The organism is Halomonas sp. LC1 (assembly GCF_030247125.1).
GTDB lineage: Bacteria > Pseudomonadota > Gammaproteobacteria > Pseudomonadales > Halomonadaceae > Vreelandella.
In genome coordinates this window covers 73,129-92,269 of sequence record NZ_JASSPG010000005.1, presented here as the reverse complement: position 1 = coordinate 92,269, position 19,141 = coordinate 73,129, and the positions used below count along the sequence as shown (strand labels likewise).

The window sequence follows — 19,141 nt, the reverse complement described above, 5'->3', positions numbered from 1 at the left end:
GGTTAGCCGCCGAAAAGATCGCTAAAGCGCTGCTTGAGCGTCTCTTCCTGTTCGAGCGCCTGCTCGATATCCACCGGCATGAGGTTGATCGTGCTGCGCTCAGGGAAGCCTTCTGGCGGCGTCACATCCGGGTGAGCAGGCAGGTAGCCCTGCTGGCTCACCAATTCTTGCCCCGGTTGGGAGAGCACGAAGTCGACAAATTTCTGAGCGGCGTCTAGGTTCTCAGCCTCTTGCATAATGGCAACGGGCTCGGTGACGGCGCTCACGCCCTCTTCAGGGAACACAAACGCCACGGGCGAGCCTTTCGCGGCTTCGCGGATGGGCAGAAAATCCACCACGATGCCGTAGGGCTTGGTGCCTGCGGCCACCGCATTGAACACGCCGCCGTTACCGCCCTGTGCTTCCGTGCGGTTGGCCTGTAGTGCCTCGTAGTACTCAAGCCCTAATGCCGGGTTTTCACCGATGGCTGCCATATGAATTAGCGCCGCGCCGGAGTACAACGGGCTAGGCATGGTGACGAGGCCTTCGTACTCAGGGCCGGTCAGATCTTCCCAACGTTGGGGCTGCTGCTCGGCGCCGGTGTTGTAAACGATACCGGTGGTGATGAGCTTGGTGCCGTAGAAGTAGCCTTCTGGGTCGTAAAGCGCTTCGTCGTAGGCATCGCGCTCAGGGCTAAGGTAGGGCTGCAGATGGCCCTCTTGTTTCAGCGAGGTCATGGTCATGCTATCGGCAATCAGCAGCACGTCAGGGTTGCTGACACCGGCAGCCAGCTCCGAACGCAAGCGTGTCATCAGGCGGGTGGTGCCATCGCGCACCCACTCCACTTCAATCTCTGGGTAGGCGGCTTGGAACGCATCGACCGTTTGCTGCGCATCGCTATTCGGCTGGCTGGTGTAGAGCACCAGCTTGTCATCAGCGAGCAACGACGTGGAGAGGGCAATGCTTGCGAGAGTCACGGCGGAACACAACGAGCGCTTCAACATCGGGAAAACCTCCAGTAGGTGAACAGCCACCACATTACTGTCATCGGCTTACAACATCGTGACACTACACTTTCGTTTGATAGCGGTTGGCTTTCGCTGACGGGAAAGTTTTTTTCGTTTTTCCAGCAAGTACGATAAAGAGAAAGGTAGATACAGCATGAACGTGACAGAAAGGCGGCGTGCCGTGTTGGCGCGCGTGCGGGGAGAGGGGCGGCAAACGCTGGTAGCACTTGCCTATCACTTTGGCGTCTCCGTGCAAACCCTGCGGGGGGATATTCGCGTCTTGGCTGAACAGGGGCTGATTCTGCGCCGCCACGGCGAGGTGATGCCCTTTCCCGACCAAGAGAATGTGGGCTACGATCAGCGCCAAATCGTCAATCAGGAAGGCAAACGACATATTGCGCGGCAGGCGGCGTCGTTGATTTCCAATCACCAGTCGCTCTTTTTGGGGACGGGGACGACGGTAGAGCAGCTAGCCGACGCGCTGCGGGACAAGCAGGGGCTGCAGATTATGACCAATAACCTGCACGCTTTGATTAAGTTATGCGCGCTGGAGTGTGAGCTGGTGGTGGCCGGAGGCCGCGTACGTCGCCGTGATCAAGATGTGATTGGTGGCGACGCTTGGCGCTTTTTTCAGCGTTATCGAGTGGATATTGGCATTGTCTCTGTGGGCGGTATGGATAGCCACGGCCAGCTCTACGACTACAACGACGACGAAGTCATGGCCCGCGAGGCGCTGCTGGCCCACGCGGCGTACCGAATTCTAGTGCTGGATAAGACCAAGTTCGACCTACCGCTGCGCTGCGCCGCCGGTTCGCTGGCAGACTATCACGCGGTGATTACCGACAGCCCGCTGCCCGATCGTTTAAGAAGCCCGTTAGCCGCCCAAGGCGTGCGCTTTATGAGCGCAGGTTAGGCATCATGCTGCTCATCTGGCAGCCGCTTAAAATAGATGTAGCGGTGCAGGCGGATGGCTGGGCGCATCAGCAGTTGCAGGCTGCCAATCACGAAGAGCCAAACGCCGATGGTTTTGACGGTGCCGTCATAAAAGAAGCAGACGCTGCCAATGGCAAACCACAGTCCCAGCATAAAATCGTTGAGAATACTGAGCACTTCGTAGCGGCGGTGAATCACCAGCTCCTCATGCCCCATGGTGAAGGTCAGGTCGTGATGAGAGGCGGTGGTGGGACGCGTCATAGGGTCTCCGTTACGGGTCAGGTGAAAGAAATAGCGCGAAGAAAGCGTTGATCGTTCTGACGGTTGTGTGTCACAAAGAGGCTACCCTAACCGCGTTAAGCGTAGTAAGCGTTTACCTACTCGTCAGTGCGCGTTTCGTCTCTTCGTCACGTTGTTCCGTCAGGATAGTCGAGAGACGCCGGGACTCAACGAGGTATGCATGACCAGTGACTCCTTTCACAACGCCATTGAGCGTGAGCTGGTGCGGCCCAGCTGGCAACTGCGTTTTGCCGATGAGTTAGAGGCGTGCTTCGAGAGCGACACCCAGCCCCAACGAAACCGCAACATGGTGGCGGCGGGTCTGATCGCCGCGCTGATTTACAGTCTGTTCCTCATCAATGACTATAGCTTTCGACCTAATGAATTTTGGCTCTCTGTGCTAATAAGAGGGTTGGTGGTCATTCCCTTTGGTTTACCCATCTTGTGGGCCATTTACAAAGGCGTCTCAGGGGGCGCACGGGAAACCCTAATGGCGAGCACCGTTGTGGTGGCCATGGTGGCCTCTTGCGTGATCTTTATATCCTCTCGGTCGCCATACTCCTATTTGGATATTTTCTCGTTCGGCCTGATTTTGGTCGTTGGCAATGTGCTTTACTCCCTGCGCTTTCAGTATGCGTTGGTGTCGTCACTTCTGAGCGTCGCCATCATGGTGTACTTCGTTGCGGGGTATGAGCCGATGCCGGTCGAGGTCAAACGGCTCGCGATTTTTACACTGTGTGCCAAAGCGATCTTCACACTGATCGCCAACTATCGGTTAGAAGCCAGCGAACGCAAGGCCTACCTGCTGTTGCTGCGCGAAACCCATCGAGCCGGACACGCGCTGCGCAGTAACGCGGAGCTGTCCAAACTGTCGTTAACGGACCCACTGACGGAGTTAGCCAATCGCCGCCAGTTCGATACCCTGTTTAACCTCTATTGGCAGCAGGCCGTGGAAGCGCGCGCCACGGTGGGCCTGATGGTCATCGATATCGACTGTTTCAAAGCCTATAACGACCACTACGGCCATTTGCAGGGCGATCACTGCCTCAAGCAAGTCGCCAGCGCGCTGCGTGCCCACGCGGACAACGCCTGCGTCGTGGCGCGCTTCGGCGGAGAGGAGTTTGTAGTGTTAAGCATGGGGCAGTCACATCAGACGGTGCTGGCCCAAGCCGAGCAGTTACGTCACGCGGTGGAGGCGCTGCAGTTGCCCCACCATGGCGGTGCAGTGCCTGCCAACGTCACCATTAGCGTAGGAGGCGCGGTGCTGCAGCCAACAGAGGATGTGAGCGCTTCGCAGCTATTCAGAGCCGCCGATCAGGCGCTTTACGAGGCCAAGCGCCAAGGGCGAAACCGGGTGGTGATGATCAACTCGCGGGATGCACTGAGCGGCGATGGCTTAGGTAGATCAATACAATAGCCAACAGCAAGAGCACCATCGCCACGTAGCGTGACCCATCCAGCGCCCGTTCGGCGTTATTGAGCCATCCAAAGTGATCGATCAATAAGCTCATCAACAGCTGGCCGGAAATCACCGAGACCGTCGCTGCTGCAGTACCAACACGGGGCACTGCAAACACAATCGCGAGCATATACACCACCCCAAACAGCGCCCCCGTGAGCTGCCACTTGGGCACGCTAAACAGAGTCGCCTCGTGGGACGGCTCAAAAAAGAACATCAGCAAAAAAGTCAGCACGGCACCCACGGCAAACGTTAGCCAGGCACTTTCCAGCACGCCGGTGTGAGCACCTAAACGGCCGTTAATGGAGGATTGAGCGGCCAAGACCGCGCCGCCTGCGAGCAGTAGAGCAAATACGATGGGTAAAAGCATGGTGTCTCTCCTATTACATCAACCAAAGCGCGACAAGGATCATGGCAAGAGCCCCTAAACGGTAGCCATCCACTTGGCGGCGTTCGCTACCGAGCCAGCCAAAATGGTCAATGGCTAAGCTGGTCGCTACCTGGCCGCACAAAATGCCGACCATGGTCATGCCAACGCCCACCAGCGGCGTCGCCAAGGTCAAGACGATGACGTAGACCGGCCCCAGCACGCCGCCGGTCAACAGCCAGCGTGGCTGCTTGAACAGCGCGCCCAACTGGCGCTTGGGCGAAAACAGCAGCGCCAGTGATAGCAGCAGCGCCCCGACCATAAAAATGGAGAGCGTGGCGGAAAGGTGACCTACCTGCTCGCCAAGCGGCCCTAACAGTCCCGCTTCCACCGACAGGCCCATACCGGCGATCAGTACGCCCAGCAGAATCAGTGCGTGTTGCATGTAGTGCTCCTTATCAAACGGGAGGCCGCACTCTAAAGAGGTCGTCTTGTTGCTACAATGCGCTAAAAAAGCAAAGGACTAGTGCATTTTGAACAACTCAGTACGTCTTCTGGCGCTAAGGCTGTTTGTGCGCGTGGCCGCCAGCGGCAGTTTTTCGGAAGCGGCGCGTTACTACGGGCTGCCTACCTCTTCGGCCTCTCGACACATCGCTAGCCTGGAGCGGGCGCTGGGGCAGCGACTGCTCTATCGTCACACCCGAGCGGTACGGCTGACCGAGGCAGGCGAGCGCTATTTTCACGAAGTACGCGATGCGCTGGCGCGGTTGGAGCTAGCCACCGAGCAAGTGATGGGCGGCGCGCAGCATCCTCAGGGCGTGCTGCGTATCAATGCGCCCGTGGCCTTCGGGCGGCGTCATATCGCGCCGCACTTGGCGCGGTTTCAGCAGCAGTTCCCGGATATTCAGGTGGATTTAACGCTGGAAGATCGTTTTATCGACCCGGTGCAAGAGGGGGCCGACGTGGTGATTCGCGTGGGGGCGCTCGCGGATTCCAGTTTGGTGGCCCGCAGCATCGCCCGGCAGCGTTTTATCGTCTGCGCGTCGCCAGCGTATCTAGCGGCGCACGGCGAGCCTGCTTCGCCAGGGGCGCTCAGCCAGCATAACTGCCTGCTGTATAAAGGCAGTAAGGGAACGCAGCTATGGTACTTCCAGGAACCCCACACACCACGGGCGGTGCGCTACGCGTTATCGGGCAATTTGGTCGCTAACAATGCCGAAAGCTTGGTGGAAGCAGCGATGGCGGGGCAGGGCGTAGTGATGTTTCCCTCGTGGCTACTCTTTGAGCCGCTGCGCCAGCAAACGTTGGTGCCGTTACTGACGCAGTGGGAAGCGTCTGAGGATGGCTATCTGGACAACATCTACGCCATTTATCCTGAAAATCGCCTGCGCTCGTCGAAGGTATCCGTCTTCATGGCTTATCTAGAAAGCACGATTGGCGATGTTCCCTACTGGGATGGCGCTTGAGGTAAACCACTGCGGGTGGCAAACGCCACCCGCAGCGCAGTGTTACACGGCTTTTGCTCGGGGGAAGGCGCGCGGTTTTTCAGCCACGGGGAGTCGGTACACATTGTTGGCGAGTTGAGGAAGCGCGGGTGTGGGAGCCATCGCATTCGTGACCGGCATAAAGGCATGGGCACTGTGCGCCAGGTGATTGACCTCGCGAGAGAGAACGTCGACGGCGTTCAGATACGCGTCCATGCTGGCCGCACTCTCTTGGGTGCCCCGGTCGATCTGCGAAATGGCCTGACTGATCTGCGCGATGCCCTCGCTCTGCTCCCGAGCGGCCGCACGAATCTCTTCCATCAAGTCGTTCACGTTATGGCTGGCTTGGCGAATGCGCCCCATGGCATCGCCCGCTGAACCGGCTTTATGCTGTCCGGCTTCAATACGCTGGCGAGCGGTCTCGATCAGCGTTTGTACTTGATGGGCGGCCTCAGCGGATTGACGTGCCAAGCGGCGCACCTCTTCGGCCACTACCGCGAAGCCTCGGCCATGCTCACCGGCTCGGGCCGCTTCTACGGAAGCATTCAGCGCCAAGATGTTGGTTTGGAAGGCAATGTTATCGATCGTTTTGACGATGCCCGCCATGTCTTGAGAAGTCGCGGTGATGCCCTCCATCGCATCGGCCAGTTCACGCATAATCGCCACGGCGTTGTCGACTTCGCTGACGTTCCCCACCGAGGCCTGGCTGGCAAGCTGGGCGTTATCTGAACTTTGGCGCACGGTAGAGGCGATTTGCTCCGCGCTGGCGGCGGTTTGCTGCACGGCAGATGCTTGCTGGTCGACTCGGTTGCCCATGGCTTGGTTATGGCGGGAAAGCTCTTCCACCGAGGGCATGACTTGCGCGATGCGCTGATCCAGGTCGCCAATCAGCGCGTCCAGCGAGCGGCGCATGAAGTTCATGGTCGCCAGTGTGTTATCCATGGCGGCATTGCCCACGGTGGGCACCTGCGCATTCAAGTCACCGGCGGCGATTTGCAGTGCGAAGTCGTTGGCTTTGTGCAGGAAACGACGCAGTCGGCGCGCCTGACGCCACTGGTAGACGCTGAGCAGTAAGCCCGTGGCAAGTATCATCGCGAGCAGCGGGGCGAGCACACCGCTTGTGACCTGGCTGCCCAGCCACCAGGCGCTAGCCAGCATTAACGCGCCAGTGGCCGCCAAGGTAAACAGCACGCCAGCGACGTTGGCGAGCCGAGGGGCCCACCAAGTGGCGCTGACCAGCCGTTTGAGCGGGTTGCGGGCCATGACTTCGCCATGCTTGACCGTAAAGCGCCCCTTGTTTTCACGGATATCGCGGTAGATATGCTCGGCGTTGTCGACTTCTGCCTGGGAGGGTTTGACGCGGATCGATACAAAGCCGGTCACTTGGTTATTTTCCCGAATGGGCACCACGTTCGCCCTTACCCAATAATGGTCGCCGTTTTTTCGACGGTTTTTGACCAATCCGCTCCAGTACTGGCCCGCTTTTAAGTCGCTCCACATATCGGCAAAGACGGGCGCGGGCATGTCCGGGTGGCGCACCATATTGTGGGGTGAACCCACCAGTTCTTCATACTCGAAGCCGCTGATCTCGACAAAGCGATGGTTCGCGTAGGCGATGTAGCTGCTGTTATCGGTTTTAGAAATCAGCACATCATCTTCGCGCAGCGGGTGTTCCATCTGGGTCACTGGGCCGTTGTTTTTCATGATGGAGTACCTGATTGGGTTAGTCAGGTATTTACTATAAAACTCATACCAAAGTTGTCCACAGGACTTTTTTCTGTTTAACATTTCTTTGCAACTGCCGCCGTGGTTGACCGTTCTTCCTGTCACGAATTGACAACGTTGCCGGGGTATGACAAACACACATCCATTTTGTGTGAGGAATCATCGGTGACAGACGAGCAGAGCTATCAAGCGTTGGGAGTGGATACCCTTGGCCAGCGGCTAGGCGGTGTGGAGGCAGTCGCTAGCCGCGTGGGCGGCAACCCTGCCGAGTGGCACATCCGTGAAGTAGGCGACGGCAACCTCAATCTGGTGTTTATCGTGACAGGCAGCACCGGCAGCGTGGTGGTCAAGCAGGCGCTGCCCTATGTGCGCATGGTGGGCGAGAGCTGGCCGCTGCCGCTCTATCGCGCCCACTTCGAGTATTACGCCTTAGTGCGTCAAGCCAAGCGCGCGCCGGGCGTGGCCCCCGAGGTGTACTACTTCGATAAGCCCCAGGCATTGATCGTGATGGAGTATCTGCATCCCCATATCATTCTGCGGCGTAAACTGATCAGCGGCGAACGCGTGGCGGGGCTGGGCACGACTCTGGGTGAGTTCTGTGCGCGCACAGCGTTTCGCGGCTCTGAACTCTCCATGGCAAGCCCGGATAAGAAAGCTGATGTCGGGCTGTTCTCTGGCAACGTGGCGATTCCGGCGATCACCGAATCGCTGGTGTTTACCGACCCCTACTACGGCGCGGAGATGAACCGCCACACGCCCGAGCTATCGCCCGTGGTGGACGAGCTGCGCCGCAACGCGCGCCTGAAAGCCAAGGTGCAGCGGTTGCTGATGAAGTTCACCGCCAACACCGAGACCATGCTGCACGGCGATTTGCACTCCGGCTCCATCATGGCCACCGACACCAGTGTGCGCGTCATCGACCCTGAATTTTCCCAGTACGGGCCCATGGCGTTCGACTTGGGCATGGCGGTAGCCAACTTCTTCATGGCCTACTTTAGCCAGCCCGCCCACCGAGCAGCGAGCGATCTTGACGCCTATCAAGCGTGGATTTTAGAAGTGGTCACCGATTGCTTTACCCGCTTCGATGAGGAGTTTCGCCACCTCTGGCAAACTGAACGCACCGGTATTCTGTTCCCCAGAGCGCTGTTTGAAGAGCAGGGCAACAGCGCCGACGACGCCTGCGACGCGCTGCTGGAAGAGATCCGTGAAGATGCGCTGGCCTACTGCGGCATCGAAATGCACCGCCGCGTGCTATCGCTTGCCCACAATGCCGACTTCGAAGAGATCGAAGACACCGCCCTGCGCGCCAAGCTGGAAGCACGCAACGTGCTGATGGGCCAAGCGCTAATCATGGAGCCGCAAGCTTACTGTGATCTCAATGCGCTGGTGGCTTTAGCCAAGGCATACAATCAGAAATCAGTGCTGTAAGCACTTTAGGTGGCACCTTCGGCACCGCTTTGCGGTGCTTCGCGGGTGCGCTCCGCTTACGCCGCGCTACGAATGCCCCACCTGGAGTTCGGCGAAGCCATGTAGCGCGGCGTAACGAATCTTGCGAGGTACGAGCAAATGAGGCACCCGCGAGGGCGGCGATAGCCGCCTTCACACGTTAAAGCTGATCCAAACGATCAAACTTCCCGGCGATATCGCTGTCGGTCCAGTGTGGCACCCAGCCTTCCACGTTGTCGAAGAAGCGCAGCGCGGTGAATTCCGGCTCGGGGCCCATATCGAACCAGTGCGGGGTATTGGCAGGCACGCTGATCAGGTCGTTGCGGGTGCAGAGCACCTGATACACCTTTTCGTCGATGTGCAGGCAGAACAACCCCTGGCCCTTCACGAAAAAGCGCACTTCGTCTTCATGGTGGCGGTGCTCGTTCAAGAACTTCTGACGCATCGCCTCTTTGTCTGGGTGGGTGGGCACCATGTGCAGCACGTCGACGGTTTGGTAGCCGCCCTTGGCTTTGACGCGGTCGATGTCCTCCTGATAGAGCGCCAGAATCTCCTCCTGGGTGGCATCGTCGGCAATCTCGCCCGGCGCTGCCCAGCGCTCAAATAGAACGCCTACCCGGTTCAGCTCAGCGGCAATTTGTTCGCCGTCCGTGGTGTCCAGCAGCGCATCATTAGGATGTTGATCGGCAAAGACTTTCAGTTGGGACATAAAGACGCTCCTAAGAGGTAAGGGGTGAACATAGCCGTTAAAGGGCAATGTCAGCAAAGCTTTCGACACAGGCGTGTACAGTGCCCGCCTGGGTACCTTCGCGCACGAGCTGCAGGGTTTGCATACCCGCCTGCTTGGCCGCATCCAGCTCTTCGACCACATCCGACAGGAACAGTATCGACTCTGCAGGTAGATCGAGCGCCTCGATAATGCGCTGATAGGCCATGGCCTCGCGCTTATGGCCAATGTGCGTGTCGAAGTAGCCGCTGAACAGCGGGGTCAAATCACCCTCGTCGCTGTAGCCAAACAGCAGCTTCTGCGCCTGCACCGAGCCTGACGAGTACACATAGAGCGCCACGCCTGCGGCCTGCCACTGGCGTAGCACCGGAGCAACATCCGCGTATAAATGGCCGGTGAAGTCGCCGCGCTGGTAGCCGTCGGCCCACACCATGCCCTGCAGGGCTTTGAGTGGCGTCACTTTCTGGTCGGTGTCGATCCAGTGCAGCAGGGTGGCAATCACCGCTTCCAGTGTGGCGTCGGCGTCCTGCATCTCATGGCGCACGGCATCAATCTGCTCGGCCACCGCCGGTGCTTCTGCATTCTCACGCAGAAAGTCAGGCAGCTTGGCGTAGGCATAGGGGAACAGCACTTTGTGAACGAAGTGGATATCGGTGGTGGTACCTTCGATATCGGTCACGATGGCGCGAACGGTTGGGTTACTCATTGGGACCACCGGCTCTCTTCCAGTACACAGGCAAGTAAGAATTCGATTGCTTCCAGGTGGCGGCGGCAGCTGGCAATGCTGTCGCCCACGGCGTAAATACCGTGGCCCGCGACCAAAAAGCCCCAGGGCATCGGCCAGCCTTGGCGAACATGCTCGGCTAACTCCTCCATATCCTGGGAGTTGGGCACCACCGGCAAAAGAATCGTCGCATCATGCGTCACGTTACCCGCCAACGCTTTTTGCATCTCAAAGCCGCTTAGCTCAATGCCTTCGGGAAAGCGCCGCGACAGCACGGTGCTGGCGACGGTATGGGTGTGCAGCACGCAGTGAATGCTGGGGTCTAGCCGGTACAGCGCGGCGTGTAGGTCACTTTCGGCGCTGGGTTTGCCGTTGCCTTCCAGCACGCTGCCTTCCAGGTCGCACAGCAGCAGGTCATCCGCCTGGATACGGGTTTTATTCCGCCCGGAGGCGGTGACTAAATAGCCCGCCTCGGTACGCGCGGAAAAGTTGCCGCCAGTGGCGGGCGTCCAGCCTTGCTGCGCCGCCCAGGAGATGGCGTCCAGCAGTTCGGTGTGTAAGGTGTTCATCGGGTCAGCATCGCCTCGTCTAGTGGCGGCCATTCTATATGATAAGCTTCGCGCCTGATAAGCCGTGCCGCTGTTCTGCTTGCCCCATTATCAAGGAGCCCCTCATGGTCAATTTACAGTCACGCAGTTTACGGGTGTATGCCGACTCGCTTGAGTATTTGGACCAAACCCGGCTACCCCAAGCCGAAGAGTGGGTGCGCTGCGACTCCCCCGACGCATGGCAGCACGCGGTTAAACATCTCGCTATTCGCGGCGCGCCGCTGATTGGTTTGAGCGCTGCTTTCGTGCTGGCCCAGTACGCCGCTCGCCATCCCGAATCCGAGTGGCAAGCCGTCAGCGACCGCTTACGGGCGACGCGCCCCACGGCGGTGAACCTGATGTACTGCCTGGACGCCATGGAAGCCTGTTTTGCCCAGGGCGCTGACGCCCTGGCCGAACGAGCCAAAGCGCTGTTTGAAGAGGACCGCGCGCTGTGCCAACGCATGGCCGAGCGGGGCGCTGACTTGCTGGCATCCGGCGACCGCGTGCTGACCCACTGCAACACCGGTGCGCTGGCCACGGCCGGTGTGGGCACCGCGATTGGCGCGTTGGCCATCGCCAAACAGCGCGGCATCGACCTGCATGTCTACGTGGATGAAACCCGTCCGCTACTCCAGGGCGGCCGCTTGACTGCATGGGAAATGGCCGATTTGGGCATTCCTTACCAGCTAATCACCGACAGCATGGCGGCCAGCTTAATGGCAGCGGGCAAGGTGGATAAGGTGATGGTCGGCGCGGACCGCATCTGCGCCAACGGTGACTTTGCCAACAAAGTGGGCACCTACATGCTGGCGGTGGCGGCACACTACCATCAGGTGCCGTTCTACGTGGTCGCCCCTTACACCACGGTCGACTCCGCCTGCGCGACCGGCGCGGCGATTCCCATCGAACAGCGCGATGGCGCGGAGGTGCGCGGAGCCGCAGGCGCGTTTGGCGAGGTGGTGTGGGCACCGAGCGATGCCCCGGTGTGGAACCCAGCCTTCGACGTGACGCCCGCCAAGCTAGTCACCGCCTGGATTCTGGATACCGGCGTGTTTGACTCAGCGGCGATTGCACGGGGCGAGCATCTGCGGGGATGGCGCTAGGCTTTTACGAAAACTGCCTACGCTCGCCGACTTTTCGTAAAAAGCCTAACCCTTAGCAGCCATGGACGCCCGCACGCAGTGCAGAACCGGGTAATCAATACGGCCTTCCAGCGCTTCGAACACCACTTTCAGCCCCTGGCCGGGAAACTGCTCAAAAGCCGCGCGAATCTGCGCCAGGGTCGCTGGGTCCAGGTTGACCACCTCTTCCAGGTCCAGCTCGCCGCCTTGAATGGCATCGCTCAAATGGCGGTACACGGTATTGGCGGCCAGCCCGCGCTGCTCGGCGACCTGTTCCGGCGTTAGCCCTTGGCGCAGTAGCGCGGCAGATTCAAGAGCGCTGCTGCCTACAGGGGCGCTAGCGGCAGGTTCATCAGGATGCGCCAGAACCACCGCTAGAAAGCCTTCGCCATAATCCTCCAGCTTGCGTGCGCCAATGCCCGAGATGGTGCCCAGCGCCTGCAGTGTCTGCGGTTTTTGCGCTACCAGCTCGGCCAGGGTGGCGTCGTTGAAAATCACGTAGGCGGGTACGCCCTGGGCGTCGGCAAGCGCCTTGCGATGCTGGCGCAGTGCTTCCCACAAGGCGCCGTGGCCCTTGACGGCAGACGCCCCTTTGGCACCGCGCCGCGCGGGCTTGCTGGGTTTGCGCAGGGTGAGACTCTGCTCGCCGCGCAATATGGGCTTGGCGTTGGCGGTGAGCTTGATGCCGCCATGGCCCTCCATATCCACGCTTAAAAAACCGCTGGCGATCAGCTGGCGGAACAGCGCTTTCCACTCGCTGGCGGTGAGCTCTTTGCCAATGCCGAACGTACTCAAACTGTCATGACCGAAGCGGCTGATACGCTCGTTGCGTTTGCCCAGCAGTACATCCACCAAATACGTGACGCCGAAGCGCTGTTCGGTGCGGTAGACACACGACAGCGCCTTCTGAGCAGCCACCGTGGCCTCCCAGGTGTCAGGCGGAGTGAGGCAGTTATCGCAGTTGCCGCAGGGTTCGTCTAGCGAATCGCCGAAGTAGTGGAGCAGCGCCTGGCGGCGGCAGCTAATGATCTCGCAAAGCCCCAACATGGCGTCGAGCTTCTGCTGCTCGATGCGCTTTTGCTGGTCGGCGGCACCGGAGTCCTGCTGCATCTGGCGCAGAGTGATTACGTCCTGAAGCCCGTAGGCCATCCAGGCGTCGGCGGGCAGCCCATCGCGTCCGGCGCGGCCGGTCTCCTGATAGTAGGCTTCGATGCTTTTGGGTAGGTTGAGGTGCGCCACAAAGCGCACGTCCGGTTTGTCGATGCCCATGCCAAAAGCGATGGTGGCGACGATCACCACGCCGTCTTCGCGCAGAAAGCGGGCTTGGTGCTGCTGGCGCTGCCCGGCGGGCAGCCCGGCGTGGTAGGGCAGCGCGGTCAACCCCTGGCGTGCCAGCCAAGCGGCGGTCTCCTCTACTTTGCGCCGTGAGAGGCAGTAGACGATGCCCGCCTCGCCGTCGTGATGCTCACGGATGAAACTCAGCAGCTGCTCTTTGGCATTGCCCTGATTTTCAGCGATATGGTAACGAATGTTGGGTCGGTCAAAGCCGTTGTTGTAGAGCGCGGCGTCCTGAAGCTGCAGGTGCTCCATGATGTCGTGCCGGGTAGGCACATCGGCGGTGGCGGTGAGCGCGATGCGTGGTACGTCAGGAAATCGCTGGTGCAGGTGGGAGAGCTGGCGATATTCGGGGCGGAAATCGTGGCCCCACTGGGAAACGCAGTGAGCTTCATCGATGGCGAACAGCGCAATGTGGGTCTGCTCCAGCAGCATCTGCATGCGCGCCGTGGCCAGCCGCTCGGGCGCGACGTAGAGAAGATCCAGCTCGCCCGCCCGTAGGCGGTTCTCCACATCCATCGCCTCATGCATCTCGAGGCTGGAGTTTAGGTAGGCGGCGCGCACCCCGTTCTGAATCAGCGCGGCCACCTGATCCTGCATCAACGCAATGAGCGGCGAGACCACAATCGCGGTGCCTTCACGTAGCAGCGCAGGGATCTGATAGCACAGCGATTTACCGCCGCCGGTGGGCATCAGCACCAACGCATCGCCTCCGGCCATCACATGCTCAATGATGGCCTGCTGCGGGCCACGAAAGTGGTCGTAGCCAAAGACCTCCTGCAGTACCTTGAGGGCTGCCGAGTCGCCGTGCATCGCTGCTCTCCTTGTCGTGTGCGTGAAGGAGAATTGTCGCACGAAAACTCACGTGAGTTTGGCTAGCGAAGGCCTGTAATCGTCATGACCAACTCAATGTTGGAACGAACCCACCCTTGGCGGTCGGGGAATGCGTCGATCAGTGGCGGAAAGCGCAAAGGCCAACAGCGTATCTTGGCGGGCTCCCTGCGCATCAAAGAGCTGAGCAAGCGCAGGTGCCCACGTAAGCTTGCACGTTTGGTTGTCGATAGGCTGATGACCGTTCAAACGAACGCGCACCACATGAGGTCCAACGGCCACATGCGCCATCGTATCGTCGTCCTCCCAACGCTCGGTGCGGAGCACTTTAGCGGGCATGCCCGTTGCCGATACTGGGTGTAATTCAATAGCGCCGGGGCGCAAGCCTAGATACCCACCGGCTGCCTCTTTGGGCGCGACGGGAAGGGAGGAGGTTTCACCCTCAATCACCGCGCCGTGTTCGCCCTCTATCAGAGGTAGAAAGTTCATGGCCATACTGCTGGTAGCGTTAGCAGTATCTACGCTGTCAGTCTGGTCGCTAAGTGTGCCTTCCTGCACGATGTTTCCCTGCTGCATCAAGATGACATGATCTCTCATGCTCAAGGCCTCTGTCTGGTCGTGAGTGGCGTTCGTCGACGCCTTTTAGCGTCGTGTAATGGGATCATGTGATGGCGATGTTGCGGTTGAATGACGCTTATGTGGCAGGCGGGTGACGTGTGGGAGCGTTAATGGGTGATTTTAATGTCATAACGCTGTAACCGCCGCACCACGCTGGACTGGCTGATACCCAACCGTTTGGCGATGGCGTAGGTGCTGGGCAACGTGTGACACAACGTTTGTAGCGCGTCCCGCTCTAACCGCTCTAGGTACTCTTTCAAGCTTTCGCCTGAGGCGAGCGGTGCCGCTAAAAGTGAGGCAGATACATTCGCCAAGCTGTGGGTATGCTGTTCGCTATAGGCTTGCGTTGCAGGCACTTCGATTTGATCCGTTGGGCTTGAAAGCCAGGCTCTTTCCAGCCAGTTTTCCAGCTCCCTAACATTACCCGGCCAGTCGCTGCCCATGAGTGTCGACCAGACTTGATTACCGAGAATTTTCTGCCTCCCGTAGCGCTGGTTCAGCCGTTGTAAGCACGCTTCCACTAAGTCGGGAATATCCTCACGTCGTTCGCGCAAAGGTGGCAGGGTGACAGGGATGACGTTGAGGCGGTAATAAAGATCCAGGCGGAAAAGCCCCGCTTCCACCTGCTTGCCCAAATCCTGATTGGTCGCGACCACCAAACGGAAATCGACCCGACGAGAGCGCGTATCACCCAGACGGGTCAAGCTGCCATCCTGAATGACCTTGAGCAGCTTGGTTTGCATCAACAGCGGCAGCTCGCCGATTTCATCCAGAAATAGCGTGCCGCCTTCGGCCTGTTCTAACAGCCCCGCTTTGCCTTGCCGGGCTGCACCGCTGAAGGCGCCAGGCTGATAGCCAAACATTTCGGACTCAAACAGATTTTCCGGGATTGCCGCGCAGTTCACTTCAATAAAGGGGCCATCGCAGCGCTGGCTCCAGCGGTGTAGCTGTTTGGCAAACGCGGTCTTGCCGACGCCGGATTCGCCGAGCATCAGGACGTTGGCATCCGACGGCGCGACACGCTTGAGCAGCAGGGCAATTTCGCGCATCACATGGCTTCTGACTTGCAAGTTATCTAACGCGTCATCCAGCGCCTGCTCTTCGGCATCGGGCGCGGCTTGGCTGCGTTTTAAGTGCTCGCTAAAGCGTTTTTGCAGCAGGGCGTACTCGTCCTGCAGAAGCTGCAAGTCGGTGAGGTCTCTCGAGCGGCTGATAATGCGCTCTAGCGTGCCGTTGACGAACACCGGATAGGCTTCTGCGATGACGCGGCGGCCCGTACCGGTGATCTGCATGAGCTGAGCGGGCTGGCGGGTGCGCATCACTTCCATGGTAATGGAAGGCTTTAAAACGCCGGCCGCCTGCAGTTGCTGAACGCTGCTGGAAAGCAGCTCCTCCCGCGATACGCCGTACACCGCCTCGGCACCGGGGCTGATATCCATAATCTGACCGTCGCCACTGACAATAAAGAAGTGGTCATTCGCGGTTTCCACAATGGTTTGCAGTACGCGCCTGTCGATTTCACTCATGCGTCCCTCCTTGTCTACCGCCGCCGCTTTTATATCGTTGGATGAACAGAGTGATGCAAAAATGACTCATTGATTCATTTTTGCATCGTTTCATCGGCTATTCGATTCATTTTTGCATCGACAAAGCAGGAAACCTACCGATTTATCAGCGCGGGTAACTTGGCATGGTCTGTGCAATACCTGTCTATGAGCGGTATGAGCTAGATAAATCAGCCGTCAGGCTGGCCACAATAAATCCAAGGAGAGAACGATGTCGGACTTTAATCAGCCGCTGGGCGGCAACACCATGCCGCGCTTTGCAGGGCCTGCCACCATGATGCGCCTGCCCACGCAAGAGAGTGCTGAAGGGCTGGATGCGGCGTTTATCGGTATACCCATGGATATCGGTACGTCGAACCGCCCGGGTACGCGCCTAGGGCCACGGCAGATTCGCGATGAGTCGCGCATGTTGCGCCCTTACAACATGGCGACAGGCGCTGCGCCGTTCGAGCGTCTTCAGGTGGCCGATATTGGCGATGTGCCCATCAACACCTTTCACCTGCCGAAAAGCGTCGACATCATCACTGCCTTCTATGACGACGTGCTCAAGCACAACTGCATTCCGTTAACCCTGGGCGGCGAGCATACGCTGACGCTACCCATTCTGCGTGCCATGGCGAAAAAGCATGGTCCGGTGGGGTTGATTCATATCGATGCCCACGCGGATGTGAACGAGCACATGTTTGGCGAACCCATCGCGCACGGCACGCCGTTCCGTCGTGCCCAGGAGGAAGGGTTACTCGCCCATAACAAGGTCGTGCAAATTGGCCTGCGCGGGACCGGTTACGCCCCTGAAGATTTCGACTGGTGCCGCGAGCAGGGTTTCCGCGTGGTACCTGCTGAGGAGTGTTGGCACCGCTCGCTGGCGCCATTGATGGCGGAAGTGCGCGAACAAATGGGCGATATCCCCGTGTATATCAGCTTTGATATCGATGGCTTAGACCCCTCCGTTGCCCCCGGTACCGGCACCGTGGAAATGGGCGGCCTAACCTCTGCCCAAGGCTTGGAAATTGTGCGGGGCACCGCTGGCTTGAACATCGTCGGTGGTGACTTAGTAGAGGTATCACCGCCTTATGACCCCAGCGGTAATACGGCGCTGATGGGTGCCACGCTGCTGTATGAAATGCTCTGCGTACTGCCGGGCGTTAAGCATAACGCCTAAACCTAGCATGCACTTGTTCGTGAAAAAGCGCTGACCTAACAAGGCGCAGATGACAAAACATAAGAAGGGGAGCCGCGCTTCCCTTCAGGACGCCGCCAGCCCACCTCCAATAATCACATCCAATAGGTGAACCGTATGTCTTATTCTCAAGCGAAGTCGGAAGAACCCACTTCGTCCTCATTGATCCCCCGAGCACATCTTCTAAAGTTTTTGCTGCCTTCGCTGATGGGCGTACTGCTTTTTTTAGTTTATTACCCTAGATTAGTACGACTAGCTCAATGATAAAGAGGTAGTAGAAACGCTCAACTTGTTGTACATATCATCGGCCTTGTTTCCTGTCTCATAATTGATATGACGTGCTTTATATAGCGAGATGCTGTTAGCCAAAATTAGCTGGAGCCATTATCACCTATTTTGGGAGTGAAGGTCAGTATTATAAAGTCATCGCATACAATAAAAGTCATTATTTCTGTGTACCCCTGGCTGATACTTAATATATGTTCGGACCTACCTCAAGTGCTCTTTGCTAATGTGCTTAAGCGCAGATTGAGCCACTCCCAGACTGAAGGTGTATCTTCTCCGATAAATACAAACTGACTCTCATTGTTTGTGGAAAGCTCAAGCTCCCAACTGGTCAATCTTCCTGCCGCGCGCTGTAAAGCAAGCACCCTACCATCGCTAAGGCAGACCACACCTTTGAAACGTAGAATTTGCTTTGGCATGTCATTGAGAATAGTGCGGAGCACATCCATATTGACTATTCCCTCGTGCTGCCAACTCATCGTGCTTAGGCCCAAGGATTCAATCTGCGTAGACGCATGGGTATTGGGTTTCACTGGACGAAATGATGGCAGCCGAGAAGGTGTTGGCCAGAATACGAAATCTGTAGGTAGTGCTGCTTGAGTAGTGCGGAGATGGCGGCTATCAGGCAGCAAAAGTGACTGTTCGAGCCGCTCAATAATTGGCTCATTGACCAAATCACTTTTATTAATCATTACAAGATCAGCGTTCTCGATCTGAGAAGAGACAAGGTGCCTCAAAGGTGAGCTTAGGGCATCATAATCCAGAGCAGCGTCGATAAGCGTTATTACCCCCTCCAGTCTTGCCTTATTACGTATTCGAGGGTAGCAAAGTACATTGACCACGCGTTCAGGGTCGGAAACGCCACTGCACTCTATTAACAGATGATCAAGCTGCGGCCCTTTGCGCGCGATTAATGATTCTATGGATGAGGAGAGCTCACCCTGCAAACTGCAACATACGCAGCCGTTGCTGAGTGTTATAAGGTCATCACGCCGTTCGTTAATAAGTGCCTGGTCTATGTTAAGTGCACCAAAATCATTAACCATGACCCCTAGACGCCGACCATTCGCATGCTCCAGGAGGTGGTTAACCAGAGTAGTTTTGCCTGCCCCTAGAAAACCTGCCACAACGGTGACGCCCAGTTTTTCCAACTCTGGTACCGACTGATGTAGTTCTGACATTGTCTATTGCCTAGAAGATTTAAATTCGATCTCGACGAATGCAAAGTGGCCCTCGCCTGCATTAATTACGTTGTGCTCAACCCCTGCTGTGCGGTAATAGGATTCGCCCGCTTTGACGCTACTGCTTTGACCCCCCTCGGCCGTCTCTAGCCGCATGACTCCATCGAAGACGGGCACCACCACATAATCCAGTGCATGCTTATGCCATCCAGTTTCTGCACCAGGTTGAAAATCCCAGCGCGTCACAATAACGTGCTCATTTTCTAGCTGACGCGTTGCCTGAGCCGATAAAGTTGTCGACATGA

19 protein-coding genes are annotated in these 19,141 nt (G+C 58.1%); 6 read left to right on the top strand and 13 right to left on the bottom strand.

Annotated elements, in window-relative coordinates; translation table 11 throughout:
- Positions 1-2: 2 nt before the first annotated feature.
- Positions 3-983 carry an ABC transporter substrate-binding protein gene (locus QIT27_RS09440; protein WP_285263619.1) on the bottom strand — a complete coding sequence of 327 codons (981 nt, stop codon included), beginning with the start codon at positions 981-983 and terminating at the stop codon, positions 3-5.
- Positions 984-1,140: 157 nt separating this feature from the next.
- On the opposite strand from QIT27_RS09440, the gene QIT27_RS09435 reads away from it, so the two are divergent.
- Positions 1,141-1,899 (top strand): DeoR/GlpR family DNA-binding transcription regulator, encoded by a 759-nt coding sequence (locus QIT27_RS09435; protein WP_285263618.1) that lies wholly within the window; start codon positions 1,141-1,143, stop codon positions 1,897-1,899.
- On the opposite strand, the gene QIT27_RS09430 is transcribed toward QIT27_RS09435, so the two are convergent.
- A complete protein-coding gene (locus QIT27_RS09430; protein ID WP_159343300.1) occupies positions 1,896-2,180 on the bottom strand; it encodes a YrhK family protein in 285 nt (94 codons plus the stop codon). The genes QIT27_RS09435 and QIT27_RS09430 overlap by 4 nt on opposite strands.
- 199 nt (positions 2,181-2,379) lie before the next feature.
- Between QIT27_RS09430 and QIT27_RS09425 the strand changes: the two genes are divergently transcribed.
- Positions 2,380-3,615, top strand: a complete 1,236-nt coding sequence (locus QIT27_RS09425) for a GGDEF domain-containing protein (protein WP_285263617.1) — start codon at positions 2,380-2,382, stop codon at positions 3,613-3,615.
- On the opposite strand, the gene QIT27_RS09420 is transcribed toward QIT27_RS09425, so the two are convergent.
- Positions 3,563-4,027 carry a DMT family transporter gene (locus tag QIT27_RS09420; RefSeq protein WP_285263616.1) on the bottom strand — a complete coding sequence of 155 codons (465 nt, stop codon included), beginning with the start codon at positions 4,025-4,027 and terminating at the stop codon, positions 3,563-3,565. The two genes, QIT27_RS09425 and QIT27_RS09420, sit on opposite strands and share 53 nt — an antisense overlap.
- A 13-nt stretch (positions 4,028-4,040) precedes the next feature.
- Positions 4,041-4,469 (bottom strand): DMT family transporter, encoded by a 429-nt coding sequence (locus QIT27_RS09415; protein ID WP_285263615.1) that lies wholly within the window; start codon positions 4,467-4,469, stop codon positions 4,041-4,043.
- An 88-nt stretch (positions 4,470-4,557) separates the two neighbouring features.
- Here QIT27_RS09415 and QIT27_RS09410 point away from each other — a divergent pair, with 88 nt between their 5' ends.
- Positions 4,558-5,490 (top strand): LysR family transcriptional regulator, encoded by a 933-nt coding sequence (locus QIT27_RS09410; RefSeq protein WP_285263614.1) that lies wholly within the window; start codon positions 4,558-4,560, stop codon positions 5,488-5,490.
- Between the two features lie 42 nt (positions 5,491-5,532).
- Here the strand turns inward: QIT27_RS09410 and QIT27_RS09405 are convergent, their stop codons facing one another.
- On the bottom strand, positions 5,533-7,212 hold the full coding sequence (locus QIT27_RS09405; protein ID WP_285263613.1) for a methyl-accepting chemotaxis protein: 1,680 nt from the start codon (positions 7,210-7,212) through the stop codon (positions 5,533-5,535).
- 186 nt (positions 7,213-7,398) lie between these two features.
- Here QIT27_RS09405 and mtnK point away from each other — a divergent pair, with 186 nt between their 5' ends.
- A complete protein-coding gene (gene mtnK / locus QIT27_RS09400; protein WP_285263612.1) occupies positions 7,399-8,661 on the top strand; it encodes an S-methyl-5-thioribose kinase in 1,263 nt (420 codons plus the stop codon).
- 178 nt (positions 8,662-8,839) lie between these two features.
- Here mtnK and QIT27_RS09395 read toward each other — a convergent pair whose 3' ends face one another.
- The 3 genes from QIT27_RS09395 to mtnB are packed head-to-tail and all read right to left on the bottom strand — an operon-like array spanning position 8,840 to position 10,699.
- Positions 8,840-9,388, bottom strand: a complete 549-nt coding sequence (locus QIT27_RS09395) for a 1,2-dihydroxy-3-keto-5-methylthiopentene dioxygenase (RefSeq protein ID WP_285263611.1) — start codon at positions 9,386-9,388, stop codon at positions 8,840-8,842.
- 37 nt (positions 9,389-9,425) lie between these two features.
- Positions 9,426-10,112: an acireductone synthase gene (gene mtnC, locus QIT27_RS09390; protein ID WP_285263610.1), complete on the bottom strand. Its 687-nt coding sequence runs from the start codon at positions 10,110-10,112 to the stop codon at positions 9,426-9,428.
- Positions 10,109-10,699 (bottom strand): methylthioribulose 1-phosphate dehydratase, encoded by a 591-nt coding sequence (mtnB, locus tag QIT27_RS09385; protein ID WP_285263609.1) that lies wholly within the window; start codon positions 10,697-10,699, stop codon positions 10,109-10,111. Before mtnB ends, mtnC begins: the two co-directional genes overlap by 4 nt.
- A gap of 104 nt (positions 10,700-10,803) precedes the next feature.
- On the opposite strand from mtnB, the gene mtnA reads away from it, so the two are divergent.
- Complete coding sequence (mtnA, locus tag QIT27_RS09380; protein WP_285263608.1) at positions 10,804-11,823, top strand: S-methyl-5-thioribose-1-phosphate isomerase; 1,020 nt, start codon at positions 10,804-10,806, stop codon at positions 11,821-11,823.
- A 45-nt stretch (positions 11,824-11,868) separates the two neighbouring features.
- Here mtnA and recQ read toward each other — a convergent pair whose 3' ends face one another.
- The 3 genes from recQ to QIT27_RS09365 form a co-directional block, all read right to left on the bottom strand.
- Positions 11,869-13,989, bottom strand: coding sequence for a DNA helicase RecQ (gene recQ / locus QIT27_RS09375; protein ID WP_285263607.1), 2,121 nt, complete (start codon positions 13,987-13,989; stop codon positions 11,869-11,871).
- Positions 13,990-14,082: 93 nt separating this feature from the next.
- Positions 14,083-14,604, bottom strand: a complete 522-nt coding sequence (locus QIT27_RS09370) for a P-loop NTPase family protein (RefSeq protein ID WP_285263606.1) — start codon at positions 14,602-14,604, stop codon at positions 14,083-14,085.
- A gap of 128 nt (positions 14,605-14,732) precedes the next feature.
- Positions 14,733-16,151: a sigma-54 interaction domain-containing protein gene (locus QIT27_RS09365; RefSeq protein ID WP_285263605.1), complete on the bottom strand. Its 1,419-nt coding sequence runs from the start codon at positions 16,149-16,151 to the stop codon at positions 14,733-14,735.
- Positions 16,152-16,401: 250 nt separating this feature from the next.
- On the opposite strand from QIT27_RS09365, the gene speB reads away from it, so the two are divergent.
- On the top strand, positions 16,402-17,352 hold the full coding sequence (gene speB, locus QIT27_RS09360) for an agmatinase (protein ID WP_285263604.1): 951 nt from the start codon (positions 16,402-16,404) through the stop codon (positions 17,350-17,352).
- A gap of 512 nt (positions 17,353-17,864) precedes the next feature.
- Here speB and QIT27_RS09355 read toward each other — a convergent pair.
- Positions 17,865-18,836 (bottom strand): CobW family GTP-binding protein, encoded by a 972-nt coding sequence (locus QIT27_RS09355; protein ID WP_285263603.1) that lies wholly within the window; start codon positions 18,834-18,836, stop codon positions 17,865-17,867.
- A gap of 3 nt (positions 18,837-18,839) precedes the next feature.
- A complete protein-coding gene (locus QIT27_RS09350; protein ID WP_285263602.1) occupies positions 18,840-19,139 on the bottom strand; it encodes a cupin domain-containing protein in 300 nt (99 codons plus the stop codon).
- Positions 19,140-19,141 lie beyond the last annotated feature (2 nt).

What these genes read in the sequence shown, in the direction of transcription:
- QIT27_RS09440 (WP_285263619.1), bottom strand. Translation starts at nt 983, where the DNA reads ATGTTGAAGCGCTCGTTGTGTTCCGCCGTGACTCTCGCAAGCATTGCC.
- QIT27_RS09435 (WP_285263618.1), top strand. Translation starts at nt 1,141, where the DNA reads ATGAACGTGACAGAAAGGCGGCGTGCCGTGTTGGCGCGCGTGCGGGGA.
- QIT27_RS09430 (WP_159343300.1), bottom strand. Translation starts at nt 2,180, where the DNA reads ATGACGCGTCCCACCACCGCCTCTCATCACGACCTGACCTTCACCATG.
- QIT27_RS09425 (WP_285263617.1), top strand. Translation starts at nt 2,380, where the DNA reads ATGACCAGTGACTCCTTTCACAACGCCATTGAGCGTGAGCTGGTGCGG.
- QIT27_RS09420 (WP_285263616.1), bottom strand. Translation starts at nt 4,027, where the DNA reads ATGCTTTTACCCATCGTATTTGCTCTACTGCTCGCAGGCGGCGCGGTC.
- QIT27_RS09415 (WP_285263615.1), bottom strand. Translation starts at nt 4,469, where the DNA reads ATGCAACACGCACTGATTCTGCTGGGCGTACTGATCGCCGGTATGGGC.
- QIT27_RS09405 (WP_285263613.1), bottom strand. Translation starts at nt 7,212, where the DNA reads ATGAAAAACAACGGCCCAGTGACCCAGATGGAACACCCGCTGCGCGAA.
- QIT27_RS09395 (WP_285263611.1), bottom strand. Translation starts at nt 9,388, where the DNA reads ATGTCCCAACTGAAAGTCTTTGCCGATCAACATCCTAATGATGCGCTG.
- mtnC (WP_285263610.1), bottom strand. Translation starts at nt 10,112, where the DNA reads ATGAGTAACCCAACCGTTCGCGCCATCGTGACCGATATCGAAGGTACC.
- mtnB (WP_285263609.1), bottom strand. Translation starts at nt 10,699, where the DNA reads ATGAACACCTTACACACCGAACTGCTGGACGCCATCTCCTGGGCGGCG.
- mtnA (WP_285263608.1), top strand. Translation starts at nt 10,804, where the DNA reads ATGGTCAATTTACAGTCACGCAGTTTACGGGTGTATGCCGACTCGCTT.
- recQ (WP_285263607.1), bottom strand. Translation starts at nt 13,989, where the DNA reads ATGCACGGCGACTCGGCAGCCCTCAAGGTACTGCAGGAGGTCTTTGGC.
- QIT27_RS09370 (WP_285263606.1), bottom strand. Translation starts at nt 14,604, where the DNA reads ATGAGAGATCATGTCATCTTGATGCAGCAGGGAAACATCGTGCAGGAA.
- QIT27_RS09365 (WP_285263605.1), bottom strand. Translation starts at nt 16,151, where the DNA reads ATGAGTGAAATCGACAGGCGCGTACTGCAAACCATTGTGGAAACCGCG.
- speB (WP_285263604.1), top strand. Translation starts at nt 16,402, where the DNA reads ATGTCGGACTTTAATCAGCCGCTGGGCGGCAACACCATGCCGCGCTTT.
- QIT27_RS09355 (WP_285263603.1), bottom strand. Translation starts at nt 18,836, where the DNA reads ATGTCAGAACTACATCAGTCGGTACCAGAGTTGGAAAAACTGGGCGTC.
- QIT27_RS09350 (WP_285263602.1), bottom strand. Translation starts at nt 19,139, where the DNA reads ATGTCGACAACTTTATCGGCTCAGGCAACGCGTCAGCTAGAAAATGAG.